The organism is Thalassobacillus hwangdonensis (assembly GCF_042675915.1).
Classification (GTDB): Bacteria; Bacillota; Bacilli; order Bacillales; family Halobacillaceae; genus Thalassobacillus_A; species Thalassobacillus_A hwangdonensis.
Genome location: NZ_JBHTKL010000001.1, coordinates 1,191,478 through 1,208,094, shown reverse-complemented (window position 1 = coordinate 1,208,094; position 16,617 = coordinate 1,191,478). Strand labels below are relative to the sequence as shown.

At 43.6% G+C, this 16,617-nt stretch carries 20 protein-coding genes; 11 read left to right on the top strand and 9 right to left on the bottom strand.

The genetic code is table 11. The annotated features are described in order from the left end of the window. Nucleotides 1-32: 32 nt before the first annotated feature. The 8 genes from sigK to sda form a co-directional block, all read right to left on the bottom strand. A complete protein-coding gene (gene sigK, locus ACFQ2J_RS06485) occupies nucleotides 33-764 on the bottom strand; it encodes an RNA polymerase sporulation sigma factor SigK (RefSeq protein WP_386057648.1) in 732 nt (243 codons plus the stop codon). A 157-nt stretch (nucleotides 765-921) separates the two neighbouring features. Further along, nucleotides 922-1,308, bottom strand: a complete 387-nt coding sequence (gene mnhG / locus ACFQ2J_RS06480; protein WP_386057646.1) for a monovalent cation/H(+) antiporter subunit G — start codon at nucleotides 1,306-1,308, stop codon at nucleotides 922-924. Next, nucleotides 1,289-1,543 carry a Na(+)/H(+) antiporter subunit F1 gene (locus ACFQ2J_RS06475; RefSeq protein ID WP_386058369.1) on the bottom strand — a complete coding sequence of 85 codons (255 nt, stop codon included), beginning with the start codon at nucleotides 1,541-1,543 and terminating at the stop codon, nucleotides 1,289-1,291. The genes mnhG and ACFQ2J_RS06475 overlap by 20 nt, the downstream gene beginning before the upstream one ends. Before the next feature lie 56 nt (nucleotides 1,544-1,599). Further along, nucleotides 1,600-2,076: a Na+/H+ antiporter subunit E gene (locus ACFQ2J_RS06470; RefSeq protein ID WP_386057644.1), complete on the bottom strand. Its 477-nt coding sequence runs from the start codon at nucleotides 2,074-2,076 to the stop codon at nucleotides 1,600-1,602. 6 nt (nucleotides 2,077-2,082) lie between these two features. After that, on the bottom strand, nucleotides 2,083-3,564 hold the full coding sequence (locus ACFQ2J_RS06465) for a Na+/H+ antiporter subunit D (RefSeq protein WP_386057642.1): 1,482 nt from the start codon (nucleotides 3,562-3,564) through the stop codon (nucleotides 2,083-2,085). Next, the gene (locus ACFQ2J_RS06460; RefSeq protein WP_386057640.1) at nucleotides 3,557-3,895 is read right to left on the bottom strand and encodes a Na(+)/H(+) antiporter subunit C; all 339 of its coding nucleotides are present in this window, start codon (nucleotides 3,893-3,895) and stop codon (nucleotides 3,557-3,559) included. The genes ACFQ2J_RS06465 and ACFQ2J_RS06460 overlap by 8 nt, the downstream gene beginning before the upstream one ends. Further along, a complete protein-coding gene (locus ACFQ2J_RS06455) occupies nucleotides 3,895-6,237 on the bottom strand; it encodes a Na+/H+ antiporter subunit A (RefSeq protein ID WP_386057638.1) in 2,343 nt (780 codons plus the stop codon). Before ACFQ2J_RS06455 ends, ACFQ2J_RS06460 begins: the two co-directional genes overlap by 1 nt. A gap of 285 nt (nucleotides 6,238-6,522) precedes the next feature. Next, nucleotides 6,523-6,663 carry a sporulation histidine kinase inhibitor Sda gene (gene sda, locus ACFQ2J_RS06450; RefSeq protein ID WP_386058366.1) on the bottom strand — a complete coding sequence of 47 codons (141 nt, stop codon included), beginning with the start codon at nucleotides 6,661-6,663 and terminating at the stop codon, nucleotides 6,523-6,525. Between the two features lie 362 nt (nucleotides 6,664-7,025). Between sda and ACFQ2J_RS06445 the strand changes: the two genes are divergently transcribed. Genes ACFQ2J_RS06445 through ACFQ2J_RS06410 form a run of 8 tightly spaced genes read left to right on the top strand, consistent with a single transcriptional unit; the run spans nucleotide 7,026 to nucleotide 12,056 of the window. Then, complete coding sequence (locus ACFQ2J_RS06445) at nucleotides 7,026-7,547, top strand: YqeG family HAD IIIA-type phosphatase (protein ID WP_386057636.1); 522 nt, start codon at nucleotides 7,026-7,028, stop codon at nucleotides 7,545-7,547. After that, nucleotides 7,548-8,648 (top strand): ribosome biogenesis GTPase YqeH, encoded by a 1,101-nt coding sequence (gene yqeH / locus ACFQ2J_RS06440; RefSeq protein ID WP_386057634.1) that lies wholly within the window; start codon nucleotides 7,548-7,550, stop codon nucleotides 8,646-8,648. Between the two features lie 14 nt (nucleotides 8,649-8,662). Next, the gene (aroE, locus tag ACFQ2J_RS06435; protein WP_386057633.1) at nucleotides 8,663-9,493 is read left to right on the top strand and encodes a shikimate dehydrogenase; all 831 of its coding nucleotides are present in this window, start codon (nucleotides 8,663-8,665) and stop codon (nucleotides 9,491-9,493) included. 15 nt (nucleotides 9,494-9,508) lie between these two features. After that, nucleotides 9,509-9,799 (top strand): ribosome assembly RNA-binding protein YhbY, encoded by a 291-nt coding sequence (gene yhbY, locus ACFQ2J_RS06430; protein WP_386057631.1) that lies wholly within the window; start codon nucleotides 9,509-9,511, stop codon nucleotides 9,797-9,799. A gap of 12 nt (nucleotides 9,800-9,811) precedes the next feature. Further along, nucleotides 9,812-10,378 (top strand): nicotinate-nucleotide adenylyltransferase, encoded by a 567-nt coding sequence (locus ACFQ2J_RS06425; RefSeq protein WP_386057629.1) that lies wholly within the window; start codon nucleotides 9,812-9,814, stop codon nucleotides 10,376-10,378. Continuing rightward, nucleotides 10,368-10,937: a bis(5'-nucleosyl)-tetraphosphatase (symmetrical) YqeK gene (gene yqeK / locus ACFQ2J_RS06420; RefSeq protein WP_386057627.1), complete on the top strand. Its 570-nt coding sequence runs from the start codon at nucleotides 10,368-10,370 to the stop codon at nucleotides 10,935-10,937. Before ACFQ2J_RS06425 ends, yqeK begins: the two co-directional genes overlap by 11 nt. 21 nt (nucleotides 10,938-10,958) lie before the next feature. Then, nucleotides 10,959-11,309, top strand: a complete 351-nt coding sequence (gene rsfS, locus ACFQ2J_RS06415) for a ribosome silencing factor (RefSeq protein ID WP_386057623.1) — start codon at nucleotides 10,959-10,961, stop codon at nucleotides 11,307-11,309. 3 nt (nucleotides 11,310-11,312) lie between these two features. Then, the gene (locus ACFQ2J_RS06410) at nucleotides 11,313-12,056 is read left to right on the top strand and encodes a class I SAM-dependent DNA methyltransferase (RefSeq protein ID WP_386057621.1); all 744 of its coding nucleotides are present in this window, start codon (nucleotides 11,313-11,315) and stop codon (nucleotides 12,054-12,056) included. Between the two features lie 104 nt (nucleotides 12,057-12,160). On the opposite strand, the gene comER is transcribed toward ACFQ2J_RS06410, so the two are convergent. After that, nucleotides 12,161-12,973 carry a late competence protein ComER gene (comER, locus tag ACFQ2J_RS06405; RefSeq protein ID WP_386057619.1) on the bottom strand — a complete coding sequence of 271 codons (813 nt, stop codon included), beginning with the start codon at nucleotides 12,971-12,973 and terminating at the stop codon, nucleotides 12,161-12,163. Nucleotides 12,974-13,053: 80 nt separating this feature from the next. Here comER and ACFQ2J_RS06400 point away from each other — a divergent pair, with 80 nt between their 5' ends. From ACFQ2J_RS06400 to ACFQ2J_RS06390, 3 genes are all read left to right on the top strand, one after another. After that, nucleotides 13,054-13,632, top strand: coding sequence for a helix-hairpin-helix domain-containing protein (locus ACFQ2J_RS06400; RefSeq protein WP_386057618.1), 579 nt, complete (start codon nucleotides 13,054-13,056; stop codon nucleotides 13,630-13,632). A 75-nt stretch (nucleotides 13,633-13,707) separates the two neighbouring features. Next, nucleotides 13,708-14,292 carry a ComE operon protein 2 gene (locus tag ACFQ2J_RS06395; RefSeq protein ID WP_386057617.1) on the top strand — a complete coding sequence of 195 codons (585 nt, stop codon included), beginning with the start codon at nucleotides 13,708-13,710 and terminating at the stop codon, nucleotides 14,290-14,292. After that, nucleotides 14,289-16,589 (top strand): DNA internalization-related competence protein ComEC/Rec2, encoded by a 2,301-nt coding sequence (locus ACFQ2J_RS06390; protein WP_386057615.1) that lies wholly within the window; start codon nucleotides 14,289-14,291, stop codon nucleotides 16,587-16,589. Before ACFQ2J_RS06395 ends, ACFQ2J_RS06390 begins: the two co-directional genes overlap by 4 nt. The last annotated feature ends 28 nt before the right edge of the window (nucleotides 16,590-16,617 follow it).

The window sequence follows — 16,617 nt, the reverse complement described above, 5'->3', positions numbered from 1 at the left end:
GACTACGGTATTTACATTATCCTATGCTTGTGTCATGGATTAGATATAGGGGAGATACCCAATTTTGCACGTTCATGCTTGTAGAACTCATGGAAGATTTTCATTAACGCTCTCTTTTCGATCCTTGATACATAACTTCTCGAAATACCAAGCTCTTTGGCGATTTCTCTTTGTGTCTTTTCTTTTTCTCCGTTCAATCCATACCTCGAGATCAACACTTCTTTTTCGCGACCATCCAATACACCGATGAAATCTTTGATTTTCTCCAGTTCCATATCGAGCTGAATCTGCTCGACAACATCGACATGTTCCGCCTTCAGGATATCGATCAGACTTATTTCATTTCCTTCCTTATCCTGCCCGATCGGATCATGGAGGGAAACGTCTTTCTTCGTCTTTTTCAACGCTCGTAAATGCATGAGTATTTCATTCTCGATACATCTCGCTGCATAGGTCGCAAGCTTCGTTCCTTTATCTGGGGAATAGCTCTCAATCCCTTTGATCAGTCCGATTGTTCCGATTGAAATGAGGTCTTCTGTGTCTTCTTTTGTATTTTCGAACTTCTTTACGATATGGGCAACGAGCCGTAGATTATGCTCAATCAATAGGTCTCTCGCGTGTGCATCTCCCTGATTCATCAAAGCGATCTGCTTCGCTTCTTCATCTGAGGAGAGTGGGTTAGGGAATGCTTGATTCTTGACGTAGGAAATGAATACCAATGTTTCTTTAAACAGATAAATCAGTGAACCGAGTATGCTGGACATTTACTCAGACCTCCTCATTGATTGGGCTTTCACCTATTACTTACTTTATGTGAGGAGATGCGGAATAGTGTCTGTCCAGAGCGAATTGGAACGAACTGTAGTCGGGGGGAGCGACGAAAAAAAGCAGGATTGCCGATGTGGCAATCCTGCTTTTTCTTCAGCTGTTCTGCTGTTGTCTCTGTCTCTCTTTTTTTAGTGCATCCGCATAATCATCTTTAACACTCTTATCTGATAGCTTGACACCACTCCGGTAGGCCGCCCTTGAAATCATATGACCCGAAACAGGGGCGGTCAGTAATACGAAAATCAGACCAAGTATCAGCTTACCACTGACAATGTCATGCTCAAGATACAAGAATAAAAAAGCACCGATCATGATACCTGCCACACCTAACGTGGCTCCTTTCGTCGTCGCATGCAGCCGCATATAGACATCAGGGAATCGCAAAATACCTATCGAACTGGAAAGGATGAAGAATGTACCACTCAATAAGAATACACATACAATGATGTCGATTAGTAGGTTAATCCAGATCCCGTTCAATGATAACACCCTTTTCTATGAATTTTGCAATGGCAATAGTTCCGATGAATAGTAAGATACCGATCAATAGCACAACATCGTTCAATTGCGTCGTTAACAGGTTGATTGCAATCAACCCGGCAAGTGCCATCAGATTGATTCCGATTGCATCCAGTGCAACTGCACGATCCGGATTCGTCGGACCTTTGACTGCACGATACAAAAGCATGATGATCGATATGGAAATGACACACATACAAAAGATCGAAACGTAATGGATTACGGATTGTGACGTGTTCAGAATATCAGCCATTATCGTGTCACCTCCATAATCGCTTTTTCAAAGGTTTCTTTAATTTCATTGATCGATTGCTCTACATCCGGGATATCCATCGCATGGATATAGATCGTAGTATTGTCATGACTGACAGCAATCGAAAGTGTACCAGGAGTCAACGAGATCAGATTTGCGAGCAATGTGATTTCCCAATTGCTTTTCAGCTCAGTTGGAAGAGCGAAAATGCCTGGCTCTACATCCAATTTAGGTTTGTACACCCACTTGACGATGTCGATGTTGGATAACACGAGCTCACGGATGAACAGGAAGATCAATGCAACGATCTTGAACACCCGACGCATGTAAAATGCATCCGGGATCAGGCGCTGCATGAAGAACAACAGGATGATCCCCAGTAAATATCCGACGAAGAAGGTGGAGAACGTGTAACTTTCACTCAGGAACATCCACATCAGGGCAATAATGATATTTAATACAATTTGAAAGGGCATAGTCATTTACTCCTTTAACACAGAATCAATATAGAGTTCTGGATCCATCAAGTATTCAGCGATGGATTGGATTGTCGGGTAAACGCCTTCTGCGCCGACTCCCAGCAGAACCGATAGTGCCAGCAATGCTGCTACCGGCCACATATATCCGTTGATCGGTTTGATCGTTTTCTTAGGGGAGGCATCAGCTTCGCCCCAGAATGCTCCGATGAAAATACGGATCATCGAGAACAGGATCAATAGGCTGGTAATCAATCCGACAATGACGATTCCTATCTCTCCCTGCGCAAGTCCACCTCTTAGCAGGAGAAGTTTCCCAATAAATCCACTGAATGGAGGGATGCCTGCTAAGACTAGCGAAGCCAGGAAGAAAAGCCAGCCGAAGACTGGATATTGATGGATCAATCCGCCCATTTTTCTCAAGTCGGATGTACCGGCAACAGTGACGAGTGCACCGACAAGGAAGAATAATGCACCCTTGATGATCATGTCATGGACAAGATAGTAGACACTTCCGCTTAGGGAGGTTTCCGTGAAAATTCCGATTCCCATCAACATGAAGCCTACTGCAGGAATGATGTTGTAAGCGATGATCAGCTTTACGTTGTTGGTAGATAAAGCGCCAATCACACCGAAAATCATCGTAAATCCTGCGAGGTAGATGAATAACGGACTTGTAATTCCTTGATCGTGAACGAATATCACTGTGAATACACGGATGATCGAGTAGATTCCTACCTTGGTCAATAATGCACCGAACAGGGCAGAAACGACTGGGTTAGGTACGATATAAGACTTTGGCAACCAGTAATATAACGGGAAGATAGCTGCTTTCGTAGCAAAGACGAAGAAAAGCAGTATTCCGATGATGGTCAATGTCCCTTGGTCTTCCACTTGCTGGATCCGTTCTCCTAGCTGTGCCATATTCACTGTTCCCAGCATGGAGTACAGGAATGAGATGGTCGTAACGAACAGCATGGAGGAAAACAGATTCAAAAGAACATATTTGATCGATTCCCTAAGCTGTACTTTGCCGCCGCCCAAAACAATCAGGGCATAAGAAGCCATCAGCAGTACCTCGAAGAATACGAAAAGGTTGAACAGGTCACCTGTCAGGAAAGCCCCGCTGACACCTGAAATCAGTAAGAAGAAGAAGGTGTAGAAGTAAAACGACTCCTGCTTATCACTTAACGATTTCGGTGCGTAGAATGCTGCCGCAACTGCAATGATGTTCGTTGTGAGTACAAGCGTGATCGAGAGCATGTCAGCGACAATGATGATGCCGTATGGTGCTTTCCAAGCACCTGTTTCCAGTATGATTGAGCCTTGTGTCTTTACTGTATAAAAGATATAGGCGACAGTTGCGAGATTAGCAATAGCAAAGATTTTTGCAAATGTACGTACAATCGGGAGCCTCTTATTGAAGAAAGCAAGCAGGACTCCCACGATCAGTGGGATGACGATTGGTAAAATTGCTAAATTACTCATATTCAGTACCTCTCATTTGTTCCATATTGTCTGTGCCATTTTCTTTGGCAGCACGGTACGCCAGAACTAACAGGAAACTGGTCACACCGAAACTGATGACGATGGATGTCAGGATAAGAGCCTGAGGTAGGGGGTCGGTGTAGCTTTCGACTCCGTCTACAAGAATCGGAGGGGCACCCCTTTTCAATTCTCCCATCGTCAATATGAACAAGTGGGCTCCGTGAGAGATCAGCCCTGTTCCGATGACAATTCGCAGCAACTGTTTCTGAAGAAGGTTGTACACTCCTGTGGCAAACAGTATTCCGGCTAAGATACACATGATGATTTCCATTAGGAGTCCTCCTTCCGTTCATTCCGTAGTTTTACCATTCCATAAATGCCAAGCGCAGCGAGCCCGAGTACGCCGATTTCGAACAATGTATCAAGCCCACGCATGTCTACTAGGATGACGTTGACCACGTTGTCTCCTCCTCCTAATTTATAGGAGTTTTTAAGGAAGTAATCAGAGATGACATCGAAATATTTACTGCTGTGAGCAGTGATTCCGACCATCATCATCAGAAGACCGAATCCAGCTGCAATAGCTATATTGAAAGTTTTTGTTCCGATTGAATCATTCCGTTTTTCGAGCTGTGGCAAGTGGTAGAAAACAAGTAGGAACAATGCTACCGTCACTGTTTCTACAATCAGTTGCGTCAGCGCCAGGTCAGGGGCTCTGTAAATGACGAATAATATCGCCAATCCATATCCGACTACCCCTAAGATAAGAATGGCTGCAATCCGGTTATTGGTAATGATTGTGCCAACCGCTGCAATCACCATCATGATGGCTACCAGAAGTTCTGGTAAAGCAGAAACGTCTATAGGGGAGACGTTGTCAAAACTTAAAGCGAACCCTCCAGTGATTCCAAATACGCTGAATGTGACGACAAGGATCGCCAGAAGGATCCAGCGGACATATCTACCGAGTGAACCATTCATGTATCCTTTTGTGACAGTTCCTGAATAGGAAACAAGTCGTTCCATGAACCCGTCATAAACTTTGTTCATGCTGAGCTTTCCTGGAATGATGCCATATATGCTGGACCATTTCGTCCTGGAAAGCGCAAGGATCGTTCCGAACGCGATTACAGTCAGCGACATGATCAATGGCAACTTGAATCCATGCCAGAAATAAATATGCTTATCCACTTCTTTTCCGTAGATAGCCTCTGCTGCATGAGCGATGAATGGTTTATTGATCAGTTCAGGAATCAATCCGATAAGGATGACACCAAGAACAAGTATTGCTGGTGGAATAAGCATTCCAATCGGTGCCTCGTGAGGTTTCTTCGGCAAGTCTTCCTGAGGTTTTTTCCCATAGAATGTTCCAAAGAAAAAGTACATCGAATAGACGAACGTAAAGATACTTCCTAACACAGCCAGGTAAGGAAGGATCATTTTCAGATTATAGACAAGACCTGAGCCTCCACCTAATTCAAGTGTTGCACCGAAGAACATTTCCTTACTATAGAAGCCGTTCAGGAATGGTAGAGGCAGCCCGGCCATCGAGAATGCTGCAATGACTGCAAGTGTCGCCGAGATCGGCATCAATGTCATCAGCCCACCAAGCTTTCGGATGTCCCTTGTTCCCGTTTCGTGATCAACAATACCTGCAATCATGAACAAGCTTCCTTTGAAAGTGGCGTGGTTAAGAATATGGAAGACAGCAGCAAAGATTGCTACGCTCGTACCGAATCCAAGCATCGCCATGATCATTCCAAGCTGACTGATCGTGGAAAATGCAAGAATCCCCTTCAAGTCTGTCTGTCTAACAGCCATGAAGGATCCCCAGCATAGTGTAATGATTCCAAATCCGCTTACTGCAATGAAGAACCAGTCCGATTCAGCAAAGATCGGAATGTATCGTCCAACTAAGTAGATACCCGCCTTTACCATCGTTGCTGAGTGCAGGTATGCACTTACCGGTGTAGGAGCCTCCATCGCATCCGGCAACCAGATGTGGAAGGGAAATTGTGCAGATTTCGTAAATGCACCAAGTAGCAGCAGAACCATAATCAATGGGAAGAATTCATGATTCAGAATCAGTTCCTTCTGTGCAATCATCCCCTGGATGCTGGTAGTGTTCGTAATAACACTCATATAGATCAGGGCACCCAATAGGCTTAGTCCGCCGAATACGGTAATCATCATTGATTTAAGAGCGCCATAACGTGATTTTTCACGATGGTGCCAATATCCGATCAAAAGAAAAGAGGATAGGGATGTGAATTCCCAGAATGTGTATAGTCCAAATACATTATCGGATAGCACGACTCCAAGCATAGACCCCATGAATAGAAGGAAATATACATAGAAGTTGCCAAGCTTCTCTGACTTATGCAAGTAGAAGGTGGAGTATAAGGCTACCAGCGTACCGATTCCACTGATCAATAGAACGAATAACAGACTTAATCCATCCATGTAAAAGTCGATATTGATGTTCATGGATGGAATCCAGTTGTAGTTACGTGTTACAGGTGAAAAACCTTCACCGATAAACCGTACGAAATAGATGAAAACCACCAAAGGTACAATGGTTACAAAATATCCAGTATGCACCTTGTCTTTGAATTTACTGACAAAAGGGATGATAATGGAAATGATGAATGGTAGTAGAACGGCGTAGAGCATCTAGTTGTTCCTCCCTGAAAATGATTTATTGGAAAGCCTTGCCGCAGGCTTTTTTTTAAATGACAAACTTAGTCACTCAATTGTAATCAAAAAAACACCCAACATTCAACTGATGTTCACTATATTGAAACAATTTTATTTGTTCTTGAAATATTAGGAAGCGAATAGGCAGAAAATGTATTCTTCCAGTCTTCCCTCATTTGAAGATAATGAACAAAATTTAACAAAAAAAGACTGCTTCTTTATATATAAAGAAGCAGTCACATATCCGTGCCTATTTCATCGTTAACTTGTCTTTCTCATAGAAGGATGCAAAGATCTTCTGAATAGTTCTTCTTCAATCAATTGGATGAATTCCTTACTCAATTTCAATTCTTTCGCTTTGTGGTATGATTCTATCAATAATACGTCCGACAAATGTTCCATAATCGAGTCACGATAAATCGTGACCTCACCTCCTGATTCAGGGAGAATGTATGATGTGGATCGTGTTTGTGTTAAGTTGTAAGACAACTTTATCACGAATGGGCTTCCCTCACAACTAGCCACTTATACACAGAGGGTGTAGATAACTTGTGTATAAAATTCATATATCTTCTGCTAAGGTTTGATAAATGGGTGTGGAAATTGTGAATAACCTATCCACAGGGAAAAAGATAGGAGAAAATGTCGAACGATTCTTTGAATATTCAATGGAAAGATAATTTTGAATCTGGACATGAATTTGTATATGATGGGTAAGGAGTTAATAGGGCGTACGATTCAGTACATTGAATGAGGTGAGCAAGGTGTTTAAGAATTTTTTGCCGGACGAACATGTAGAGAGTATATTCGAGATTCGGCCTGAGGAATTGAAAGAGCGTGGGATCAAAGGTATAATTACTGATTTGGATAACACACTGGTTGCATGGGATGTGGAGGAAGCTACTCCGGAAATATCGCAATGGTTCAAATTGATGGCTGAGAATGACATCAAAGTGACCATTACTTCCAATAATAATGAAGAACGTGTCAGCGTCTTTTCTCAACCATTGGATACGAAGTATATCTATAGTGCACGTAAACCTTTATCGAAAGCTTTTAAAAAAGCTCAGAAGCAGATGAAATTGCAAAAAGAAGAAATCGTCGTCATCGGTGATCAATTGCTGACTGACGTACTTGGAGGCAATTTCGCCGGTTTCCATACGATTCTTGTCGTGCCAATTGTGGAAACGGACGGTTTCTGGACGAAGTTCAATCGGAAAATTGAACGACGTATCATGAATTATATGAGACGAAAAGGAAAAATCACATGGGAGGATAAGTCTTAAATGAGCGAATTTATTTGTCAGGGCTGTGGGGTAAAGATACAAACCGATCAACCTGATCAGCCTGGTTATGCACCTGCCTCTGCACTTGAACGCGAAGATATCATTTGTAAACGATGCTTCCGTTTGAAAAATTATAATGAGGTTCAGGACGTTCCATATAATGATGACGATTTCCTTAGGATGCTGAACTCGATCGGATCAACGAAGAGCCTGATCGTCAACCTGATCGATCTCTTCGACTTTAATGGAAGTGTCATCTCCGGACTTGCAAGACTGACCGGAAACAACCCGATCATACTTGTAGGAAATAAATTGGATGTACTGCCAAAGTCCATCAATCCGAAGAAAGTGGAACAATGGCTGCGCAGAACTGCCAAGGAGTACGGACTCCAGGTCAAAGATGTCTTCCTGATTTCCGCTGCGAAGGGACATGGAATGGAGCAATTATCGGAAGCAATCGAACGATACCGACAAGGCCGTGATGTGTACGTGGTAGGAACAACGAATGTAGGAAAATCCACGTTCATCAATCGTCTGATCAATGAGACTTCAGGCGTAAAAGATGCGATTACGACTTCCTACTTCCCTGGTACTACGCTTGGGTTCATCGATATACCATTGGATGACCAGTCGTCCATGTTCGATACTCCTGGAGTAATCAATCGACATCAGATGGCTCACTATGTGTCAGAACAGGATTTGAAGCTGATCACTCCGAAGAAGGAAATCAAACCGAAAGTATTCCAGTTGAATGAAGAGCAGACCCTATTTTTTGGAGGGCTGGCGAGATTGGACTTCGAACAAGGGGAGCGCACTTCCTTCATATGTCACTTCTCGAACGACATCAACATCCACCGCACGAAGCTTGAGAAAGCGGATGAGCTGTACGCGAATCATCTTGGTGAGCTGCTCAGCCCGCCGGACGAAGAAAGCTTGGATAAGATGCCTCCTTTGAAACAGCATACCTTCAGAATTAGTGAAGACAAGACAGATATCGTTTTTTCTGGACTCGGATGGGTGACGGTTCCTGAAGGATCGATTTCTGTGTCAGCTTACGCTCCTGAAGGGGTAAAAGTTTCTGTGCGAGAATCTCTGATTTAATGGAGGGAGAGCATTTGAAGTTAGGACTGATCGGGTATCCAATCAGCCATTCGTTATCTCCGTGGATACACCAGCGGTTCATTGAAGAAAGCGGACGTATCGGAGCATATGAATTGTACGAGCTGGAACTGCAGCATTTCAGTGACGAGGTGGCAGCATTTAAAGAACTTGGCTTGGACGGTTTTAACGTGACCGTTCCATATAAACAAAAAATCATCCCTTATCTTGATCGTATTGACAGAGAAGCTGAAATCATTGGAGCGGTCAATACGGTGAAGAATGAAAACGGGTGCTGGACAGGATATAATACAGACGGGAAAGGGTTCGTCCGTTCCATTCGTGCATCCTTCCCAACAATGGATTTGAAGCGGATTCGTGTGCTCGTCCTCGGAGCAGGGGGCGCAGCAAAAGGAATCGTCCATGCGCTCATGAGTGAAGGGGTAGACCGTCTTGCCATTGCAAACCGTACATTGCAGACTGCATCGGACCTAATTGAAGCCTTTCATACTAATCACAGTCAGATGAAGGCGATGACACTTGCGGACGCTGAGCAGACGCTTGGAGAATACGATTTGATCGTCCAGACGACTTCTGTCGGAATGAAGCCAGCGGTTGATGATCAGATCATCTCTCTTAATGGCCTGAAAAAAGGTGCAGTGGTCAGCGATATCGTTTACCAGCCGTTGCAAACCGCTTTTTTGACAGATGCCAGAACCAAAGGGGCACGTATCCATCATGGTCACGAAATGCTTGTGTACCAAGCAGCATATGCCTTTGAGATTTGGACAGGTGTTCGCCCAGATCCAGGTTTACTGATAAACGAATTGAAAGTTAAATTGAGTTAGAAAGGAGCATCCAGCATGCTTACAGGAAAACAAAAACGATTTTTACGCTCAGAAGCACACCATTTGAACCCGATTTTTCAGGTCGGTAAAACGGGTGTCAACGAGAACATGATTGCTCAAATTGATGAAGCACTTGAAAAAAGAGAACTGATTAAAGTCAGTGTTCTCCAAAATTGTATGGAAGATAAAAATGAGGTGGCGAAAGAGCTTGCCGAAGGTGCACGGGCTGAATTAGTTCAAGTGATCGGCAATACCATCGTCCTCTATAAAGAGTCTGAAGAAAACAAACAGATCAACCTCCCATAAAGGAGAGTAGATATGAAGAAAATCGGAATCCTTGGCGGAACCTTCGATCCACCGCATATCGGCCACCTGATTATCGCTGAAGAAGTCTATCAGGAGTTAGGGTTGGATGAAGTATGGTTCATGCCATCCAATGAACCTCCACATAAATCAAATGCCATGGCAAGCGGGACCGACAGGCTGGAGATGGTGGAGGCTGCTATTCAGGGTAATGCACATTTTCGGGCAGTTGATTTTGAACTGAAACGTGAGGGGAAATCTTATACGTATGATACGATTTATCACCTTAAAGAAAGGTATCCTTCGATTTCCATCTACTTTATAATAGGTGGAGATATGGTGGAGTACCTTCCACGGTGGCATGCCATCGATAAGCTATTGGAACTGGTCCACTTTGTCGGGGTGAACAGAAAAGGGCATCCGCTCTCATCCCCGTATCCGGTCCTGGAGGTCGAAGTTCCATTGATTGAAGTGTCTTCTACAGATATCAGAAACCGGATGAAAGAGGGGAGAAATGCCACCTATTTACTGCCGGATGAAGTGATCCACTATATAAAGGGGAATCATCTTTATGAAACTTGATAGGCAAACTGCCTGGAAAGCAGTGGAAAGCAGACTGAAGAAAGAAAGGTATGAACACACCGAACGTGTCGTGAAGACTGCTATTGAACTGGCTGAACGCAATGATGCAGATGTCTACAGGGCAGAGTTTGCTTCCATTCTTCATGATTATGCCAAATACAGGGACAGGGAAGAAATGAGGCGTTGGATTCTAAAAGATCATCGACTTCCGAAGGACCTCCTTGATTACCATCATGAGCTTTGGCATGGACCAGTGGGAGCACTTCTTGTCGAGCGGGAGCTTGGTGTAAACGACGCAGCGATTTTATCTGCTGTTTCATGCCATACTACGGGTAAGAAAAACATGAGCATGTTGGACAAGATCGTTTTCCTGGCAGATTATATCGAGCCTGGAAGGAAGTTTCCCGGTGTAGAGGATGTCAGGAAAGCAGCAGAATCCGATTTGAATGAAGCCTGTCTGATGGCATCTCGCAATACCATCCGATTTTTAATGAGTAAAAATCAGGCAGTGTATCCGGATACATTTCATGCATACAACGATTTACTGACTAAACATTGAAGGATTGAAAGGGGAAAGGATATGGAAGGGAAAGAATTAGTGAAGCTTGCAGCTCAAGCTTGTGATGATAAAAGAGCAGAGGACATTGTCGTACTTGATATGTCTGACGTGTCGCTGATTGCAGATTATTTTCTTATCTGTGAAGGATCCAATGAACGTCAGGTGCAAGCAATTGCCCGTGAATTGAAGGAAAAAGCTGAAGAAAATGGAATGGCAGTGAGCCGTATGGAAGGTTTCGACCAGGCACGCTGGATACTTGTGGACTTGAATGGTGTCGTCTGCCATATATTCCATAAGGATGAACGGCATTATTATAATTTGGAAAGACTTTGGGGAGATGCCCCGACCGTAGGATTGGAAGGGATCCTCTGATCAATGTCTTACGGAACAATGGCACTGGTGTATGATGAGCTTATGAAAGATGCTCCCTATGATGAATGGTCAAAATACGCGGAGAAAATGTTTTTGCACTATGGAGAAGATATCTCAACCGTACTTGATCTTGGATGTGGGACTGGGGAGGTTTCCCTCCGCCTTTCACAAGCGGGCTACAGGGTGTCTGGTGTCGACCTTTCGCCTGACATGCTGACACTTGCCCAAAGTAAGACAAAACCTGGAGATGACGTAACATGGGTGCAGCAGGACATCAGATATCTCGAAGGCTTCGGCGGGACCGATGCCGTCATCAGCTTTTGCGATGTGTTGAACTACATTACCGAAGAAGCAGATATCAGACTCGTATTCTCCCGTGTTTCTGAAGCCCTGAAACAAGGCGGGATTTTCCTGTTCGATGTCCACTCCCGCCATCATTTTGTAGAGCATATGGAAGGACAGACATTTGCGGAAGTGTATGATGAAGTCTCCTATATCTGGTTTTGCAGAGCTGCGGAAGTACCAGGCAGGTTGGAACATGATTTGACCTTCTTCATCGAGGACGGAGATATTTATCGTCGTGCTGACGAAATTCATGTTCAGCAAAGCTACTTGATTGAAGAGTTACAGTCCTGGTTGCATGATGCAGGTTTTGAAGTGGAGGCCATGACTGCTGACTTTAAAGATGCACCAATAACAAAAGACGATGACGGAGACAGGATCTTTTTCGCCTGTCGAAAGAAATAACTGCAAAGAAAATCAAATGGAACAGATGTTTATTCTGACCAGTTGATTTTCTTTTTTTATTGAAGGATTTAACGTACTTGTTGAAGAATATATAAGAGGATCGATCACCAATACTTCTGTTCCTCTTTATCTTTCAGATGCTTCTGCTGAGTAGCTTCAAAAAGTTTATGGAACAAATCACCGATGTTTGCTTCGAGTACCTTCAACCCTTCTCCGGTAACCCCGCCTTTGACACTCACTTTCTCTCTCAACGTTTGCAGTGTGTAATGGTTTTTGGATAATAATTCCCCATACCCCTTCAACATTTCCGTTGTCAAAGCCGTCGCTCTCGCTTTATCCAGATCGGTGACCTCGGTGGATGCTTCCATCATTTTTTCCATTAAAAAACTGAGAAACGCAGGCCCGCAGGAAACGATATCAGACGATACCCTGATCACGTTCTCATCTGTTTCGATTGGTTTTGAAATGAATTTGAAGGTTTGCATCAACAGTGCTTTCATTTCTGGTTTCATGTTTGAACTGAAGCTGCATAAACTGACGCCTACAAATGCGCGATTTGTAATGGAAGGTACGATTCTTCCCACCTGACATGGCAGATGTTCTTCCAGGTAGTCGATTGCAAGCGGACTTGTAATCGATATGACACAATGGTCTTTTGTCAGCGCAGGCTCAATCTGTTCAAATACATGCTTCATATCTTTCGGTTTTGTACAAATGAACAGAACGGTTGCCTTCCGAGCCACTTCCACTGCATCTTCCTCTACATGAATTCCCTTATATTTTTCCTGTATGGCTAAAGCCTTTCCAATCGTCCGGTTAGTGATCGTGATCGCTTTCTGGTCCAACGCACCACTTTCGATAAGAGACTCGATCAATATCGTCCCCATATTTCCTATGCCAATGATTCCCCAATTCATGCGGACCCTCCTTTTTCTTTCCATCGTTAAATCTATACGCTTTTCCATTACTAATTATGAAAGGTAGCAGGTGAACAATCATGTATCGTTTTAAAAAATATGGATGGCTAATTATTCCCGCAGGCATTGCCTTATGGGTGTTCTTCGGTGCGCCGGAGCAGGAAAAGGCACCGACCAGTTTAGGGCTTGACCAAGAATTATCTGACGCTGACGAAACAAAGGTAGACGAAGGGGGAGATGGGAATGAAGTGTTCATCGATATCAAAGGAGAGGTTCATTCACCGGGTGTATACCGGGTAACTTCGAGTGAACGAATGGAAGATGTCATAAACATGGCTAGTGGATTTACAGAAGATGCGGATCCGACAACGGTCAACCTCGCTCAGAAGCTTCAGGATGAAATGATGGTAGTTGTATTGTCAAAGCATGAGGGAGAGAATGGTGATCATGTGACCGCAAGTGGAGATCTGATCAGAATCAACTATGCGACAGAGAGTGAAATCCAGCAGCTTGATGGTATCGGTGCTTCGAAAGCGAAAGCAATCGTTCAATACCGTGAAGAAAATGGGTTGTTCAAGAGTGCGGACGACCTGCTTCAGATATCTGGGATCGGAGAAAAAACACTTGAAAAAATCGAGAAACAATTACAAATTCCGTAGAAGATTGACGAATATAAACGACATCGGTAAACTGAGATTTAATCGAGTGTTCAATAGAACGAAGGAGGGGCAATAGTGGCACGTATATCATGGAACCAGTATTTTATGGCTCAAAGTCATCTTCTGGCGATGAGGAGTACTTGTGAAAGGTTGTCTGTCGGGGCCATCATCATAAGAGATAAACGGATGATTGCCGGTGGCTATAATGGTAGTGTATCCGGAGATGTGCATTGTATCGACGAAGGATGTTATGTTATTGATGGCCATTGTGTCAGAACGATTCATGCAGAAATGAATGCCCTTCTACAGTGTGCTAAATTCGGAGTTGCAACAGAGGGAGCAGAAATTTACGTTACTCACTTCCCTTGTCTTCACTGCTGTAAAGCAATTATTCAGGCAGGTATCAAGACCGTCTATTACAGCAAGGATTATCGCAATCATCCGTATGCCATCCAGTTATTTGAAGATGCAGGTGTACATACTGAGAAAGTAGAACTGGAGACGTTCTCCTTAGATTCTAGAGGAGAAGAGAAAAGGGAGCTTATTGAAGAGTTGATGATGGAACTCGACCGATCCACGAACGACCCGAAAGCATCTGCTGATTTAAAGCGGAAAGCGAAGCATTTGTTTGACATTCAAGACCCAACAACGCTGTTATGAGAGGACAGTGGCATATGATTGCCGGGGCATTTGTTTTAGGTGCATTAAGTCATTCAGAAACAAAAACTTCGGCAATCGTTTTTTTACTTCTTTTCTTCTCCCTGACTTATCTCTTTAGAAAAAGGCGATTGATGCTCTTCGTTATGTTTGCTGGCTTTACGTCAGGTTACTTTATCGTACCTCATTCATTCCCCACCGACCCTATCTCCGATATGCCTTTCCAAGGCAAGATATCTTCTGTGAAGGTCGCACAAGATAAAATAGAAGCTGTATTAAAAGAAAGTAAGACATCACAAAAAGTTCTTCTAGTATTTTTCCGGCAAAATAATGATCCTAATATGGATAAGCGCATCCTAAAAAGCTGGAAAAGTGGTGCATCCTGTCTGGTGTTTACATCAGCAGACCTTCCTCCACGAGCTACTAATCCTGGCACATTCGATTACCGTGAGTATTTATTGAAGTCAGGGATTCAGTATCAGACCATCATTGATGATGAAAGTATGGTTCAATGCGAAGGTGAATCCATTCTTGCCGGTTTATCAACCTACCGTCTCTCTCTTGGTGATCGGATGCAGCAAGTGATACCTGAAGAGACCAGAGCCTGGCTGAAGGCTTTAGCGTTAGGGGATACGAGTGAGCTCCCTGACGAAACGATTGAAAGATTCCGCAGGTGGAATTTGTCCCACATTCTAGCCATATCAGGATTACATATCGGATTGTTCGTGGGCTTTGCATTTCTGTTCATGATAAGGTCAGGTGCAGTAACGAAAGAGCAGAGTGGCTGGATCCTCCTATTTCTTCTTCCTTTTTACACCTTCCTTGCAGGTGGTGCACCATCCGTCCTCCGGGCCTCATCAATGGTTGTGGTCAGCCTGATTCTGATAAAGATGAAACTTAAAATTCAGATGTCGGATATAGTAAGCCTGTTATTTTTATCCCTCCTTTTCATCAAGCCTCTCTACATTTACCATCTTGGTTTTCAATTTTCCTTTCTTGTTACCTTCTCACTGATTTTTTCTTTTAAATGGTTAGCTGCTTCTACAACGAAATTCTTCCTGTTGCTTAGAGTCAGTATCATCAGTCAAATGGTCATTCTGCCTTTGCAGCTGAAGCATTTTTATGAGTTCAACCCTTTATCGATCATTGCCAATCTTCTTTACGTGCCATATTTTTCAATTGTGGTCATCCCGCTGATGTTCTCGCTGCTTTTTCTTCTTATCATCTATCCGCCACTTGTATCTTTACCTGTGAAAATGTTTGAAGTTTTTCATCCTTGGATGATGAAAGTCCTGATTTATATCGATGAACAAAGCTTGATTTCATGGGTCACAGGCGAAATTCCTATTCCGTTCATTCTTGTGTTTTATTTGTTCCTGTATCTGATGTTCGTGTGTTTGGAACAGGACAGGCTGAAGCATGGCTTTTTCGCTGGCGCAGGTTGTGTGCTCGTCCTCGTTGGCTGGTCTCTGATCCCTTACTTTTCTCCGCAAGGAACGGTGACGATGCTCGATGTCGGTCAGGGGGATAGTTTCATCATCGAATTACCATACAGGAGAGGTGTCATCATGATCGATGCTGCAGGTGCAGATAAATTTTCGGGGAATCAAGCGAAAGTGGTGGAGCAGACGATTGTGCCATTTCTTAAATCTAAAGGGATCAGTAGGCTGGATGCATTGATACTTTCGCATGAGGATCACGACCATATCGGAAGTGTTCCTTACTTATTCGACCATCTGCAAATAAGACAAATCATCGTCAGTAAGTATTTCCAGTCGCCTCCTGAGCTGGTAAAAGCGATGGAGGGAAGTCAGACAAGGCTGGTCAGAGAGGGATTCAATCGCACGATCATGCTTGGAGGGCAACCTTTCAAAGTAGTGGGTCCATCAACCGATCATAATGAATCGAATGACAATTCCCTTATCATCCAGACTGAGGTCGGGGGATTAGGATGGCTTTTTACGGGTGATATTTCAAAAGCGGTCGAAGAAGCGACGATCGAGGCGTTTCCGGATATGAAAGTTGATGTATTGAAAGTCTCTCACCACGGGAGTAAGACATCCACTTCAGGGGATTTCATTGAAAAAGCCAACCCCTCCATCAGCCTTATATCTGCTGGCAGGGCTAACAGATATGGTCACCCTCATGCAGAGGTGCTTGATGTATTGGAGCGATATGATTCGAAGCAGTTCCGCACAGATCATCACGGTGCCGTCCAATACCATTTCGGAAAAGAAGGTGGAACGTTTCAGACATTCCTGCCGTATACTACAAACAAAAGCGAAACGAATTTAAAATAATATCTTCATGCCTGGAACGATATTTTTT